The following is a 14,500-nucleotide window of genomic DNA, read 5'->3' on the forward strand; positions in this document are numbered from 1 at the left end:
TTAATATCATGAGAGGCTATCCTTTTCTGATCAACGAAGAAAAGCTTACAGCAAACACCCGTGCTCATGCAGAAGAATATTTAGGCAAAGAAAACGTTTTGGATCTGGATATCTGGATGGCAGCTGAAGACTTTGCATATTATTCTCAGGTTTCGGATGCTTGTTTTTACAGGCTTGGGACTGGTAATGAATCGCGCGGTATAACCTCATCTGTTCACACACCAACTTTTGATGTGGATGAAGATTCCCTCAAGTTAAGCACGGGCCTTATGACTTATATAGCCCTGAAGCAATTGGGTAATTAACAATTGCAGCCTGACTGCATTTACAAATACTATGAAGAAGCTTGTTTTATTTTTTGCTGTAATACTTTCCAGTGCGGCGACTTTTGCGCAGGACATTCCGCGCTTTAATCCTGATACTGTCTGGACTATTAACATAGACTCCGCAATCACGGTTCAATCGACGCGGCTAACTGTTGAGTCGTTCATTAATGAAGTGATGAACGATACCAGCTTTTACAAGGCATTCCGGAACATGAAAAAATATTCCTTCACTGCTGAGAATAACATCTTTACTTACGACAAAAAGAACAAGGTAGAAGGAAGCATTTACCGGAGGATCTTCCATAACAATAATGGACCTTATAAGATGCAGATTCTGGAAAAAAGGGATAAGGGGCAAGTATATAAGAAGAACGGTAAATACTCACTTTATACGGTGGAGATGTTCGACTATATTTTCATGAATGCTTACAACTCTGATTTTACCCCTTCTGAAGATCTTGGTGGCACTAAAGAAAGCAATGAATCATACAAGGATAAACTAAAGACACTGATATTTAGTCCGGGACGGCCTGTAAAAGGTATTCCCTTCATCAGCAATAAGACCGCGATCTTCACGCCAAATATGCGCCAGTATTATGATTATTCCTTTTTCCGCGGAACTTACCTCGATTCAATTCCCGTGTATATCTTCAAGGTAAAAATGAAACCTGGTTTATCAAACTGGACTAAAGACGGCATCATGATTAAAGAGCTTATCACAACTTTTGATATGCGGAATTTCCAGATCCTTGGTCGTTCGGTTGACATGAAATATGGTAACCTGGCGTTCGATTTCGATGTTAAAATGAATATCGAGCTTGGATATTTTGGCGAAGATCAGTCTTTACTTCCTACCAAGATCAGTTACCAGGGAAACTGGGATATTCCTCTGAAAAAGGAAGAGCGGGCGAGTTTCCTAATCCTTCACAAAGGGTATAAGCTGGGGAATTAGATATTTGCTCATAAGCAAATAGCAAGATCCCAAAACACGCTGCGGGATTTTGATCCTTCTTGCCGAATTTGTAATGATGGCCAATTGCTAAATAAATTCATCGTTTAATTTAGCAAGAGAATTTTTTCCTTAATTTTAAATCCCAGCTGAATAGTTTTGATCCCTAAAGAAACCGTTGATAAAATCATTGAGACATCCCGTATCGAGGATGTTGTTGGTGATTTCGTATCGCTGAAACGGAGGGGAACAAGCCTGATCGGATTATGTCCGTTCCATAATGAAAAAACTCCTTCCTTTCACGTCTCGGTAAACAAGGGCATTTATAAATGTTTTGGGTGTGGCAAAGGCGGCGATTCTGTGCGCTTTGTTATGGACCATGAAAAGGCGACTTATCCCGAAGCCCTGAGATACCTTGCAAATAAGTACAGCATTGAAATTGCTGAAGTTGAAAATACACCTGAAGAGCAGGCAATTAATGACCGCCGTGAAAGCCTATACATTGTTTCCGGGTTTGCCTCAAAGTTCTTCCAGCAGCAGATGTTTGAGACGGATGAAGGAAAAAGCATTGGGCTTAGCTATTTTAAAGAGCGCGGCTTTCGGGATGACATAATCAAAAAATTCGAGCTTGGCTATTCGCCGGATGTATGGGATGCGCTGACGACTGCAGCAACTTCTGAAGGGTATAACATCCAGTTTCTTGAGGAAACGGGCTTAACCATCCGTAAGGATAACGAGAAGTTCTACGATCGCTTCCGCGGGCGGGTAATGTTTCCCATCCATAGTTTTACTGGAAGGGTCATTGGCTTTGGCGGAAGGACTTTAAAAACGGATAAAGCTGTTCCCAAATACGTCAATTCTCCTGAGAGCGATATTTACCATAAGTCAAATGTGCTTTATGGTTTATCATTCGCTAAGAAGGCTATCAGGGATCTGGACAACTGCTATCTGGTTGAAGGTTATGCGGATGTTCTGTCCGTGCACCAGGCTGGGATCGAGAATGTGGTGGCTTCGTCAGGAACTTCACTAACAGTTGAACAGATCCGCCTAATCAAGCGGTTTACAGAAAACATCACCATATTATACGATGGGGATGAGGCCGGTATAAAAGCATCTTTAAGAGGACTAGACATGATACTGGAGGAGGGCCTCAATGTCAAGGTCGTACTTTTTCCTGATGGGGATGATCCGGATTCTTATGTTCAAAAGTTTGGAAGTGCTGCATTCAAGACGCATATTGAGCAAAGCAAGAAAGACTTTATACTTTTCAAAACAAGTATTCTATTAAAGGATGCGGGGAAAGACCCGATAAAGCGGGCTGGCATAATCCGGGAAGTGGTCGAAAGTATCGCAAAGGTTTCTGATGAAATTAAAAGTTCCAATTTTATCAAACAGTGCAGCTCTCTACTTCAAATCGAAGAAAAAGCACTAAGGCATGAATTAAAAAAAATTAAGGACCACGGAACATCGCGGAAGCAACAATACGTCGCGCCGGAGGTAGCAACTAACAACAACGCTCTTTCTGGAGAAGCTCTGGATCTTCGCGGGTTAATTGAGCTCGATTCTGATGAGGCGCAGGAAAAGGAGATCGTTCGATTACTTCTTAACTATGGGCATGAATTAGTTCATTGGGACGGTATAACCGACACCTACATCGCGCCATATGTCATTGGTAACCTTGCCGATGTAACTTTCGAACATCCATTGTGTATCCGGGTTATTGATGAATATAAAAAGCAGCTCGAAGAGGGGGAGCTTCCATCCGAGCAGGATTTTATTAAGCACTCTGATCATGAAATTGCTGACCTGGCAATATCTATGGTTTCCTCACCTTACATCCTTAGTGAAAACTGGTACGCGAAGAGGAAGATCTATGTCAAAAATGAAAGCGAAGACCTTAGATCTACTATCCTTGGGGGTATTTTCCATTTAAAAAAGCGTAAGGTCGACAGGATATTAAAAAAGATCCGGGATGAGATCCAGGCGGAAGATGATACAGACAATCAGGCAATCCTGATGAAAAAGTATATGCAGGTTAAGGAAGTCGAAAAGGGAATATCTGCTTTCCTGGGGTCTGTTATAGTGAAATAATGGCCACTCACAATGACACTGGCACGAAAGGAGAAGCGATTGCAAAAAAGCATCTTGAGGATAATGGATACCAGATCCTTGAAGTGAACTGGAGATGCAGGAGGGCTGAAGTTGATCTGATCGCGTTCAAGGATTCAACCCTGATATTTGCAGAAGTAAAAACTCGGACCGGCAATTCTTATGGTGAGCCCGAGGATTTTGTTACTTATGCAAAACAAGGACTTATGGAGTTCGCGGCCGAAGAATATATTTATAAGACAGGTCATAGCGATGATATCCGGTTTGACATTATATCAATACTGTTTGATAAATTTGAAAATTACAAAGTAAATCATATCGAAGATGCCTTTTGGCCAGGGTCATAGCTTCATATAACTTTTATATTATGCGTTTAAAATTAATTTACCTTTCGACCTCTATTGTTTTATTATTAGCCCGATGTGTGAGTGATGGGAAGAAAACGGAGGAAACGTCAACTTTTATCAGTCCGGAAGCAGGCAGAACGATAAATGTTGGAGATAGTGTCAATTTGCAGGTAAAGCTTACCGATAAAGCAGACTCAGTGGTGTATTTCGCAGATGGCGAGCGCCTGTCTCATTCTGTCGGTGACAAACCAGTAAGCATTCAAACAGCGAAATTGCCTCTCGGGACAAAAGCGATTACCGCGAAGATTTACCGTAACGGAGCAGAACCGGAAGAGATCAGCACGAGTATTGTGTTGAAATCGTCTTTAATTCCCCAGAAATTAAGTTATACCGTTGTCCAGGAATATAAGCATGATACTGAGTCGTATACTCAGGGCCTGGAGTTTCACAATGGATTTTTCTATGAAAGCGATGGACTTGCAGGCGAATCTTCTATCAGAAAAGTTGAACTGTCAACAGGAAAGGTATTGCAGGTGACGCCAGTCGATAAAATATTTGCCGAAGGGATGACCATTGTTGGGGATAAGATTCTGATGATTACCTACACAGAGAATTTGATGATGGAATATGATTTGAAATCATTAAAGCTTTTGCGTGAATGGAAAACTTCTTATAACAGGCAGGGCTGGGGATTGTGTAATGATGGGAATAAGATATACAATTCAGACGGGACAAATGTCGTTCATATCCTTAATAAGGATACTTATATGGAAGAAAGTTATCTTGAAGTATATGACAACAACGGGCCTGTTCAGTATCTAAATGAGCTTGAGTTTATCGACGGGAAGATCTATGCGAATGTTTATGAATCTGACCGTATTGTGGTTATTAACCCCGCTAACGGGCAGGTGACTGCTGACATAGATCTTTCAGAGCTGTATCCGAGCACCTCGCGGGACGTGGATCTGGTGCTGAATGGCATCGCATGGGATGCGCATGGGAAACGATTATTTGTCACCGGGAAGAAGTGGGATAAATTATTTCAGATTAAATTGAGTCCTCAAACTGCTCTTTAATGAAAAAAACATTCTTAATAGCCGTTTTATTTCTTTGCGGGTCGCTTGTAACTGCACAAAAAAAAACTAAGAACCTGGTTGTAGTTACCCTCGATGGCTTAAGATGGCAGGAGGTTTTCAGAGGGGCGGATTCCGTTCTGGTTAATAATAAAGAATACAATTCTGACAAGAAGGGTATCACAGCACGGTTTGTGAGAGACTCGCCGATTGAACGCAGAAAAATATTGATGCCTTTCTTATGGTCTACTGTTGTTCAAAAGGGCCAGATCTATGGTAACCGGGACCTGGGAAACAACGCCGAAGTTGCCAATCCCTATAAATTTTCTTACCCAGGATACAGTGAGCTTTTTACAGGCTTTCCAGATCCAGGGATGAATACAAATGATAAAATTCCCAACCCTAATACCAATGTTCTGGAATTTGTAAATAAGCAAAAGGGTTTTGAGGGGAAGGTCATTGCGTTTACTTCATGGGATGTTTTCCCATCAATATTGAATGATAAGCGGTCTGGGATTATAGTTAATTCGGGTTTGGCAGTTTTGAATGTCCCTGGAATGAGCGATCGCCTGAAGCTTTTAAATGAGCTGCAGCATCAGGCTCCCGGCTTTGTTGATGAACAGATCAGGCTGGATGTTCTTACCTATCAATTCGGCAAGCAATATATGATCGAAAAGAAGCCCAGGGTTCTATATCTGGGTTTTGATGAAACCGACGATCTGGCGCATCAGGGGAATTACCGGGCTTACCTGCAGCAGACAACTAAAACAGATGCTATGCTGGCCGACCTCTGGAATTACCTCCAATCTGATCCATTTTACAAAGATCAAACAACTCTTGTCATAACCTGCGACCATGGACGAGGACAGGTGCCACTCGAAACCTGGAAGACCCATGGTGAAAAAATTGACGGAGCAGAACAGGTTTGGTTTGCAGTTATGGGACCGGACACTCCTGCCAAAGGCGAAATGAAAACCCAATCAACGATTTATCACAAGCAGCTGGCGCAGACATTTTCCGAATTGCTCGGCCTCAATTTTAAATCATGGGCAAACCATGAAGTAGGCTCTGCTATAAACTTGAAATAGAATCGGACTTTAAGAAAACGGGATGCCGCCCGCATGAAACTCTCCACCTGCCTGCCGGCAGGCAGGCTTTCAACTTTCCACTCTCCACTGTTTGTACTGATTAATCAATCCATTAGTCGATACGTCGTGTCCTTCAACTTTCGCATCATTTTTCAATTCGGGTAAAATCTGCCCGGCCAGTTGTTTCCCAAGCTCAACGCCCCACTGATCGAAACTGAAGATATTCCATATCACACCCTGGACGAATATCTTATGTTCGTAAATCGCGATCAACGAACCTAATGTAAATGGTGTGATCTTCTTAACAAGTATTGAGTTCGTCGGTTTGTCACCATCAAAGACTTTAAACGGTGCAAGTTCAACAATCTCTCTGGCTTTCTTCCCTGAGGCTTTAAGCTCGGCTTCCACTTCAGTCCGGTTCTTTCCATTCATTAGTGCTTCCGTTTGCGCGAAGAAATTTGACAACAGCAGTTGGTGATGGTTTCCAATTGGGTTATGGCTCTGCGCAGGTGCGATAAAATCGCATGGAATCAGTTTCGTGCCCTGGTGGATCAGTTGATAGAAAGCATGCTGGCCGTTAGTGCCGGGCTCTCCCCAGATCACGGGCCCTGTTTGATAGTCTATAACATCTCCGTCGCGGTCTGTGGATTTTCCATTACTTTCCATATCCCCCTGCTGGAAGTATGCCGCGAACCTGTGCATGTATTGGTCATAAGGTAATATTGCCTGGCTTTGCGCTTCGAAAAAGTTGGTATACCAGATACCCAATAAAGCCAGGACTACAGGAATATTTTCTTTAAAGTCGGTATTCCGGAAATGCTTGTCTGATTCGTGAGCACCGTCAAGCAATGATCTGAAGTTCGCGAACCCTATGCCGCATGCGATGCTTAAACCGATGGCACTCCACAGCGAATACCGGCCGCCAACCCAATCCCAGAATTCGAACATATTCTCTGTATCGATCCCGAACTCTGCCACACCTTTTTTATTAGTAGAGATCGCAATGAAATGTTTAGCGACTTCATCTTTTGAACCCCCGTTTTTCAGGAACCAGTCACGTGCAGAATACGCGTTGGCCATTGTTTCCTGGGTGGTAAATGTCTTGGACGCGATCATGAACAAGGTAGTTTCAGGATCCACTTTCTTCAAAGTTTCAGCAATATGCGAACCGTCAACATTGGAAACGAAATGAAGCTTGAGGTGGTTGTTATAGGGTTTCAGAGCTTCAGTAACCATCACGGGTCCAAGGTCCGAGCCACCAATCCCGATGTTTACAATATGTTCTACAGGCTTTCCGCTATAACCTTTCCACTCACCATTGATTACTTTGTTAGAGAACGACTCCATTTTTTCCAGGACCCTATGGATGTCGGCTGATATATCTTTACCCTCAAGTACAAAACCCGTCTTTTTGGGATCCCGGAGAGCTGTATGCAATACAGCCCTGTCTTCGGTTTCATTAATCTTTTCCCCTTTAAACATGGCTTCAACTGCCTCTTTAAGTCCGCACTCCTGAGCCAGCTCGAGAAGCAGTTTCTGTGTCTCTCCATTTATCCGGTTTTTGGAATAGTCGAGCAGGATATCACCAAATTTAATCGAGAACTTGTCGAACCTGGCTTCATCGCGAAACAGATCTCTCATGTGGTGTTTTTTAATCTGATCGTAATGTTGAGCTAAAGCTTTAAAGGCGTGTGTGGAGGTGAATTTCTGACGTGGAAGCATAGGAGAGTTATATTTGTAAGTGCTAAGTTATAAGTCTTAAGGGATACAAGATAAATAAGTACTTAACGAGTGTCCGGCGTTTCAGGAATTTGGCTTAATTAATTGTAAAATTAGATATATATCCATTAATTTGGATTTATTCCTGACCAATCAAGTATAAATTAATGAAGAAATTATTAACCATGTTACTGATGGGCTGCTGCATTCCAATGTTTGCACAGACTAAAGCCGATGATGTGAAGACTTTCACATTGAAAAACGGTATGAAATTCCTGGTGCTTGAGGATAGTTCTATTCCCAATGCGAATATGTATTTGTTTTATAAAGTCGGATCCAGGAATGAATACCCGGGAATAACTGGCTTATCACATTTCTTTGAACACATGATGTTCAACGGAGCTAAAAAGTTTGGCCCGAAAATGTTCGATCAGACGATGGAGTTTAACGGGGGAGCAAATAACGCATATACAACCCAAAATGTAACAGTGTATACGAACTGGTTCCCGGTAAGTGCAATGGAAACTATTTTTGACCTTGAAGCCGACCGGATTTCCAGCCTGAGCATCGATCCTAAAATGGTTGAGAGTGAGCGGGGCGTTGTTCTTTCAGAACGAAGCACCTCTCTCGAAAATTCCCCTTGGAGTATGCTTGGCGATGCTCTAAATGCTACCGCATTCCAGGAGCACCCTTATCATTGGACGGTAATCGGTTATGAGAACGATATCAAGAACTGGACTAAAGAAGATCTTGAAAAATACTTCAAAACCTATTATGCTCCGAACAATTGCGTTGTAGTCGTTTCCGGAAACGTTAAAGTTGATAATGTAAAACAGCTTGCTGAAAAATATCTTGCTAATATTCCTAAGGGACCAGATCCTAAAGCTGTGCATCTTGTAGAACCGCCTCAAACTGGCGAACGCCGGGTAACGGTTCAAAAGGAGGTGCCGACTCCGTATATGATGATCGGATATCATACTCCTGACGCAAAGCATAAAGACTATTATGCGCTGAGTATATTAAGCTCGATTCTTAGCAAGGGGAATTCATCCCGGCTTTATTCGTCGCTGGTTGATAAAAAACAGCTTGCAACTAGTGTCTTTACTGACTTTAGCGAAAGCTTTGACCCGAACTTATTTCAGTTCTATGTGGAAAGCGCCGAGAACGTAAAAGAGGCAGATCTGGAAAACGCGGTTTACGAGGAGATCGAGAAGATAAAGAAAGACGGCATAACTGCTCAGGAACTGCAGAAGATTAAAAACCAGAAGCTGATGGAGTTTTATTCCCAGTTAGAAACGATCAATGGTAAATCAAATAATATCGGTACTTACGAAGTGTTTTTTGGAGATTATCGTAGGATGTTCGACGCACCTGCAGAATATTCAAAGGTAACTGCTGACGATGTGAAACGTGTAGCAAACGAGTATTTCAAAAAGTCCAACCGTACCGTTGGGATCTTAAAAACTAATGTTGAGGATTAAGAAATGAAGACGATCATAAAATATATATTTTCTGCATTAACACTTATTATACTGTCTTTGTCAGTGAACGCACAAACTAAACAGGCCGCGTTTAAGGTGCCGGCCTACGAGAAGTTTACACTGCCAAATGGATTAGCAGTTTACCTGATGGAACAGCATGAAGTTCCGGTTATCAGTGTTTCTGCAATACTCCCTGCTGGCGCTATTTATGATGGAACGAGATCCGGGTTGGCTTCACTTACGGCCTCGGGACTTCAGTATGGTACGAAGAGCTATTCAAAAACTAAGATCGAGGAAGAGCTTGATTTTATAGGTGCCAGTTTGAACACTTATGCCAGTAAAGAATCAGCAGGTTTATCATCTAAGTTTGCCTCAAAGGATGTTGATAAAGTTTTACCAATTCTCAAGGAGGTTCTTGTAGACCCTATTTTTGATAAGGATGAATTTGAAAAGGAGAGGAAGAGAGTATTAACAAACCTCGAGCAGGCAAAGCAAAGCCCCCGAAATGTGATAAACTCTTACTGGGACAAATTTATTTATGGCGACCATGTGTATGGCAATTCTCTAACAGGAAGCCAGGCTACGGTAGGTAAATTCAGCATCGACGATCTTAAGAACTTCTATTCTGCTAATTACTCGCCGAAAGGCTCTGCGATTGCTATAGCTGGTGATTTTAATTCCAAAGATATGAAAGCTCGTCTGGAGACATTGCTCGGTTCCTGGAAAGCAAGTGGGTCTGCGCAAGCAAACCTGGCAGCACAGAGTGTTCCAGCTCTTTCGTCAACACGGATTTTGCTTGTTAACAAGGAAGATGCCCGCGAAACTACATTCCTGATAGGCGGTTTGGGTATCCGCCGTGATAATCCCGACTTCGTAGCAATTGAAGTAGTAAACACAGTATTCGGAGGCCGCTTTACATCGTGGCTGAATGATGAGCTGCGTGTCAATTCCGGTCTTACCTATGGGGCAAATAGCCGCTTTACGCCGCTAAAGAATTCGGGAACTTTTGCTATCTCTACATTTACTGCCAACAAAACCACAGAGGCGACTATTGACAAGGCGCTCCAGGTTCTGGACAGCCTTCATAAAAAAGGCTTTAGCGATAAGACACTTGCTTCAGCGAAGAATTATGTAAAAGGGCAATTTCCCCCAAGATATGAAACTGCCGGACAACTCGCGGGCTTGTTAACTCAGATGTTCTGGTATGGCTTTGATGAGTCCTTTATCAATAATTTCGAGAAAAACGTAGACGGGCTTACCGCAGCAAGATCAAAAGAAATCATTAATAAGTACTTCCCGAAAGATAAACTGCAGTTCGTTGTGATTGGCAAATCAGAAGAGATTAAAAAGATCGCTGAAAAGTATGGACCGGTGGTTACAAAGGAGATTAAAGCGGACGGGTTTTAAGTTGAATCAACTTTTTAGGATACACGCGGGAAAGTAAACCTATTTTTATTTAAGTTTACTTTCGATGATAAAAGTAAACCTATTTTTATTTAAGTTTACTTTTGATGATAAAAGTAAACCTATTTTTACTTAAGTTTACTTTATTATGGGACAGAAAAAGAATATCGAGACGTTTATCTCAGGTCATTTTGAGAAGGGAACCGGGTATAAATATTTCGTGCCAGCTACGATTAATCATCAGTGGGAATGGAGCGATGGATCACTGAATACTTTATTGGAGAAAGCTTCGATCAAATTAGGTGAATTAAATTCTTTTGCCAGATTGGTACCCAATACCGATTTATTCATTCATTTGCATGTTACAAAAGAAGCGGTTGTTTCTAGCCGAATTGAAGGGACTCAAACCACAATGGATGAAGCTTTTATGCCAGAAAACGAGATTACTCCGGAAAGACGAAATGACTGGCATGAGGTTCGCAACTATACAGATTCTTTAAATAAGGCCATAAAGGAATTGAAAACATTACCCTTATCGTCACGGTTGCTCCGTAATACGCATAACACTCTTCTTCAAGGAACTCGTGGTAAAGATAAAATGCCCGGTGAATATAGGAGAAGTCAGAATTGGATTGGAGGGAACTCCATTAATGATGCTTCATTTATACCTCCCAATTTTAACTACCTAGACGAGTTAATGGGTGATCTGGAAAATTTTCTCCATAATGAAGAGATTCAAGTTCCCGCTTTAATCAGAATTGGTTTGGCTCATTATCAATTTGAAACTATTCACCCCTTTCTGGATGGGAACGGCAGGATAGGGCGACTCCTAATAACCCTGTATTTAGTTAGCGAAAAGATTTTAGAGAAGCCGTTGCTTTATTTGTCCGTCTTTTTTGAAAAAAATAAAAGCCTTTATTATGATAATTTAACACGTGTTAGGGAAAATAATGATTTACTCCACTGGCTTAAGTTTTTTTTAGTCGGAGTTGCCCAAACCGCAGAGCAAGCTGTGCAAACTTTGTCAACTATCCTCAAACTTAAAGAGAGACTAGAAATAGATTTTGCTCAAAACTGGGGCCGACGCAGCAGCCAGGCTTTGATTCTTCTGCAATATTTGTTCGAGGAGCCGGTAATCAACATTAAGCAAGTTGAGTATATTTGTAAATTAAGTAAGAAATCTGCCAATGAGTTGGTCAGTGAATATGTGCGTGCAGGTATACTAGTAGAAACTAGTGGACAAACCCGATACCGGGTTTTCGTATTCCATGAATATCTGAACTTATTTAAGAAAGATATGCCCTGACAATGGAGTAAAACAAAGCTTAGATGGCAATATTTATTCGTAATTCACATCGACGTTGACGTCGAAGCTATTCATAAAGTTAATTTCAACTGTGGTCATTTTGTTGATCGTAGCTTACTTTTATGACTCGCTGTCGCTAAATAAAATACCGCGCAATGGCTGCCGAAGCTCCTAAAAATTGATTATGTTTTTCATAAAGGGAAGATAGTTCCGAAGCAGCTTGCCCGATTTTCACTGAGTAATTCTGACCACAGCGGCTGGGTAGCAGATTTTCGCGTGTATTAAGTCGTAGCATTAATTCTTAAGAATAAGAAACACTCCTGCAATTAGTAAAAACGCTCCTGTCAGGCGCATCAGGTTAAATGAATGCTGTATAAAACCTAAAAAACCAAAATGATCTAAGAAGAGTGCGAAGAGTATTTGACCGGCTACAATCAGGCAAGTAGTGTTTGCAGCTCCAATACGGGGAGCTATAATAATTACCCCACTCACATATAGCGCACCGATTAATCCGCCAGTCCATTTATGCCATGACATATCGCTCAAATTAGATAGCCCGCCCAGACTTTCCCTTTGGAAGAACAAGATATATATTAAAAGAGCAAAACTTCCAACGAGAAAAGAAACCAGGGCGGCAATAACAGGGTTTCCTACAACAGTTCTTAACTGGGCGTTTACACCGGTTTGAGTGGCGATGGCGAGTCCTGCCAGAATTGCTATTATGTAAAAGATGGAATTATTCATGTTGTCTAATTATTCAGTAAACTTATCACCTTTTTTAATAGCACACCCCTTATAAATTGTGCCGTTAACAGTTACCTCTGCCGCATAATTATACTGTCTGTCCGACATTCCATCGCTGCACTTCTCTTTGCGGATCACAACAGCAATCTTATTATTTCTCGCGCTGGTTGCCTCGTAGCGGTAAACTTCTCCTGAAACTTTTGCTGACGCATATATAAATTCAAGCGCCCTTTCCTGCCCAACATCTTTAAAAATTATACGCTTCTCTTGCGGGATAATATCTACCGACCAGAACGGCTCATTTCCTAAAGCTATGAATTCATAATTATAGCATGCGGTTCTGAAATTCTTAGGCTCTAATTTGATGATCTCAGTAACAACGAGCACGTTTTCATATTCTGAGGCGTAACCCAACCTGGATTTGCCTGACAAATATCCCCTGACTTCGGCATATACGCTTTCATATGGGTAGGACGGGAAGCGGTTAGTTTTTTCATATTTATCCCGAAGGCTTGCTATGCTGTCATTGACCCAATAAACGGTTTGGCTGCCACTGCAATCCCGCAATGTTCTGACTTCGTTACCAAACGTGTACAGGCCTTTAAATACTACGGGAGTTTTCTCTATAACAGCGATAGTTGAATCAACAGCAATCGCTGAATCTGTAACGCTTATCGAGTCGGATGTGTCTGCTCGTTTTTGCGGGCTGCTGCAGGACTGAATTATAATTGCTGTAAATAATATCAAGGCATATGTTCTCATAGCTTGTAATTTTAACCTCTGCAAAGATGCGAATTTTTATATTTTTGCATTATGACCAAAGAAAACATTACGGATTTAAGGGACAGAATAACGTCTCTGAGGAGGCATCTTTGACATCGACAAGAAGTTAGATGATCTTAAAAACGAGCAGGACATAGCACTCCGGCCGGATTTCTGGGACGACCCCAAAGAAGCTGAAAAAGCGCTTCATTCCATAAATACTAAAAAGAAGTGGACCGATGAATTCCAGGAAGCTGAAGCTTCTGTGGAAGACGCCGCGGTTATGCTTGATTTTTTCCAGTCGGGAGATGCGACGGAAGCCGACGTGAAAGAACAGTATGATCTTACTCTGCAGAAGGTAGAAGAGCTTGAGTTTAAGAATATGCTTAGCTCCGAAGAAGACCAGCTGAATGCCGTGATGCAGATCACCGCAGGTGCCGGTGGAACTGAAAGCTGCGACTGGGCGGCAATGCTTTTGCGGATGTATGTAATGTGGGGAGAAAAGCACGGCTTTAAAGTAACCGAGCAGGATTACCAGGAAGGGGATGTAGCGGGGATAAAGACAGTTACTATCCAGCTTGAAGGAAACTTCGCATACGGATATCTTAAAGGAGAAAACGGCGTTCATCGCCTGGTGCGAATCTCACCATTTGACTCGAATGCAAAACGCCACACATCATTTGCATCGGTATATGTATACCCCTTAGTGGATGATACAATTGAGATCGACGTAAATCCATCTGATATTGAATTTGAGACATTCCGTTCCGGGGGTGCAGGGGGACAGAACGTAAATAAGGTTGAAACCGCTGTTAGGTTATATCACAAGCCTTCGGGTATTATTATTAAGAACCAGGAGTCGCGTTCTCAATTGCAGAATAAGGAAAACGCGATCCGCTTGTTAAAGTCTCAGCTCTACGAAGTCGAAATGCGCAAGCGCAGAGAGGCTTCGGCGAGTATAGAAGGAAATAAGAAGAAGATAGAGTGGGGTTCACAGATCCGGAACTATGTTCTTCATCCATATAAGCTGGTTAAGGATCTCAGAACAAACCATGAAACCTCTAATGCGCAGGCAGTTTTAGATGGTGATCTGGATGAGTTTCTGAAGTCTTATTTGATGGAATTTTAGAAGGGAGTATCAAGTATCAGGTATCAAGAATCAAGACTCTGTCTGGTTAACCGGGTGGTGTAT

General features: G+C 41.9%; 13 protein-coding genes. 10 read left to right on the forward strand and 3 right to left on the reverse strand.

What is annotated here, in order from left to right; genetic code table 11:
- From WKF69_RS07695 to WKF69_RS07720, 6 genes are all read left to right on the forward strand, one after another.
- The coding region (locus WKF69_RS07695; RefSeq protein WP_340380961.1) for a M20/M25/M40 family metallo-hydrolase at nt 1-305 on the forward strand (305 nt) is incomplete at its 5' end.
- A 31-nt stretch (nt 306-336) separates the two neighbouring features.
- A complete protein-coding gene (locus WKF69_RS07700) occupies nt 337-1,278 on the forward strand; it encodes a hypothetical protein (protein WP_340380962.1) in 942 nt (313 codons plus the stop codon).
- A 156-nt stretch (nt 1,279-1,434) separates the two neighbouring features.
- Nucleotides 1,435-3,366 (forward strand): DNA primase, encoded by a 1,932-nt coding sequence (gene dnaG, locus WKF69_RS07705; protein ID WP_340380964.1) that lies wholly within the window; start codon nt 1,435-1,437, stop codon nt 3,364-3,366.
- A complete protein-coding gene (locus WKF69_RS07710; protein ID WP_340380966.1) occupies nt 3,366-3,731 on the forward strand; it encodes a YraN family protein in 366 nt (121 codons plus the stop codon). Before dnaG ends, WKF69_RS07710 begins: the two co-directional genes overlap by 1 nt.
- A 20-nt stretch (nt 3,732-3,751) precedes the next feature.
- The gene (locus WKF69_RS07715; RefSeq protein ID WP_340380967.1) at nt 3,752-4,807 is read left to right on the forward strand and encodes a glutaminyl-peptide cyclotransferase; all 1,056 of its coding nucleotides are present in this window, start codon (nt 3,752-3,754) and stop codon (nt 4,805-4,807) included.
- Nucleotides 4,807-5,892, forward strand: coding sequence for an alkaline phosphatase family protein (locus WKF69_RS07720; RefSeq protein WP_340380969.1), 1,086 nt, complete (start codon nt 4,807-4,809; stop codon nt 5,890-5,892). The genes WKF69_RS07715 and WKF69_RS07720 overlap by 1 nt, the downstream gene beginning before the upstream one ends.
- Before the next feature lie 69 nt (nt 5,893-5,961).
- On the opposite strand, the gene pgi is transcribed toward WKF69_RS07720, so the two are convergent.
- Nucleotides 5,962-7,614: a glucose-6-phosphate isomerase gene (gene pgi, locus WKF69_RS07725; RefSeq protein WP_340380971.1), complete on the reverse strand. Its 1,653-nt coding sequence runs from the start codon at nt 7,612-7,614 to the stop codon at nt 5,962-5,964.
- Between the two features lie 164 nt (nt 7,615-7,778).
- On the opposite strand from pgi, the gene WKF69_RS07730 reads away from it, so the two are divergent.
- The 3 genes from WKF69_RS07730 to WKF69_RS07740 all read left to right on the forward strand — a co-directional run bounded on the left by WKF69_RS07730 (nt 7,779) and on the right by WKF69_RS07740 (nt 11,802).
- A complete protein-coding gene (locus WKF69_RS07730; protein ID WP_340380973.1) occupies nt 7,779-9,092 on the forward strand; it encodes a pitrilysin family protein in 1,314 nt (437 codons plus the stop codon).
- 3 nt (nt 9,093-9,095) lie between these two features.
- The gene (locus WKF69_RS07735; protein WP_340380975.1) at nt 9,096-10,499 is read left to right on the forward strand and encodes a pitrilysin family protein; all 1,404 of its coding nucleotides are present in this window, start codon (nt 9,096-9,098) and stop codon (nt 10,497-10,499) included.
- A 145-nt stretch (nt 10,500-10,644) separates the two neighbouring features.
- Nucleotides 10,645-11,802 carry a Fic family protein gene (locus tag WKF69_RS07740; RefSeq protein ID WP_340380977.1) on the forward strand — a complete coding sequence of 386 codons (1,158 nt, stop codon included), beginning with the start codon at nt 10,645-10,647 and terminating at the stop codon, nt 11,800-11,802.
- Between the two features lie 294 nt (nt 11,803-12,096).
- Here the strand turns inward: WKF69_RS07740 and WKF69_RS07745 are convergent, their stop codons facing one another.
- Together WKF69_RS07745 and WKF69_RS07750 are read right to left on the reverse strand one after the other, a co-directional pair.
- The gene (locus WKF69_RS07745; protein WP_340380978.1) at nt 12,097-12,546 is read right to left on the reverse strand and encodes a DMT family transporter; all 450 of its coding nucleotides are present in this window, start codon (nt 12,544-12,546) and stop codon (nt 12,097-12,099) included.
- A gap of 9 nt (nt 12,547-12,555) precedes the next feature.
- Complete coding sequence (locus WKF69_RS07750; RefSeq protein WP_340380979.1) at nt 12,556-13,308, reverse strand: hypothetical protein; 753 nt, start codon at nt 13,306-13,308, stop codon at nt 12,556-12,558.
- A 51-nt stretch (nt 13,309-13,359) separates the two neighbouring features.
- On the opposite strand from WKF69_RS07750, the gene prfB reads away from it, so the two are divergent.
- Nucleotides 13,360-14,437, forward strand: a protein-coding gene (prfB, locus tag WKF69_RS07755) for a peptide chain release factor 2 (RefSeq protein ID WP_340380981.1) whose coding sequence is annotated in 2 segments (ribosomal slippage) — nt 13,360-13,419 and nt 13,421-14,437 — 1,077 coding nt in all. Because the reading frame shifts where the segments join, the coding sequence is not laid out codon by codon here.
- The last annotated feature ends 63 nt before the right edge of the window (nt 14,438-14,500 follow it).

The sequence above is a fragment of the Daejeonella sp. genome (assembly GCF_037719425.1).
Taxonomy (GTDB): domain Bacteria; phylum Bacteroidota; class Bacteroidia; order Sphingobacteriales; family Sphingobacteriaceae; genus Daejeonella.

Bases quoted from the DNA above. Each gene is read 5' to 3' on its own strand.
- WKF69_RS07700 (WP_340380962.1), top strand. From the start codon at position 337: ATGAAGAAGCTTGTTTTATTTTTTGCTGTAATACTTTCCAGTGCGGCG.
- WKF69_RS07710 (WP_340380966.1), top strand. From the start codon at position 3,366: ATGGCCACTCACAATGACACTGGCACGAAAGGAGAAGCGATTGCAAAA.
- WKF69_RS07715 (WP_340380967.1), top strand. From the start codon at position 3,752: ATGCGTTTAAAATTAATTTACCTTTCGACCTCTATTGTTTTATTATTA.
- WKF69_RS07720 (WP_340380969.1), top strand. From the start codon at position 4,807: ATGAAAAAAACATTCTTAATAGCCGTTTTATTTCTTTGCGGGTCGCTT.
- pgi (WP_340380971.1), bottom strand. From the start codon at position 7,614: ATGCTTCCACGTCAGAAATTCACCTCCACACACGCCTTTAAAGCTTTA.
- WKF69_RS07730 (WP_340380973.1), top strand. From the start codon at position 7,779: ATGAAGAAATTATTAACCATGTTACTGATGGGCTGCTGCATTCCAATG.
- WKF69_RS07735 (WP_340380975.1), top strand. From the start codon at position 9,096: ATGAAGACGATCATAAAATATATATTTTCTGCATTAACACTTATTATA.
- WKF69_RS07740 (WP_340380977.1), top strand. From the start codon at position 10,645: ATGGGACAGAAAAAGAATATCGAGACGTTTATCTCAGGTCATTTTGAG.
- WKF69_RS07745 (WP_340380978.1), bottom strand. From the start codon at position 12,546: ATGAATAATTCCATCTTTTACATAATAGCAATTCTGGCAGGACTCGCC.
- WKF69_RS07750 (WP_340380979.1), bottom strand. From the start codon at position 13,308: ATGAGAACATATGCCTTGATATTATTTACAGCAATTATAATTCAGTCC.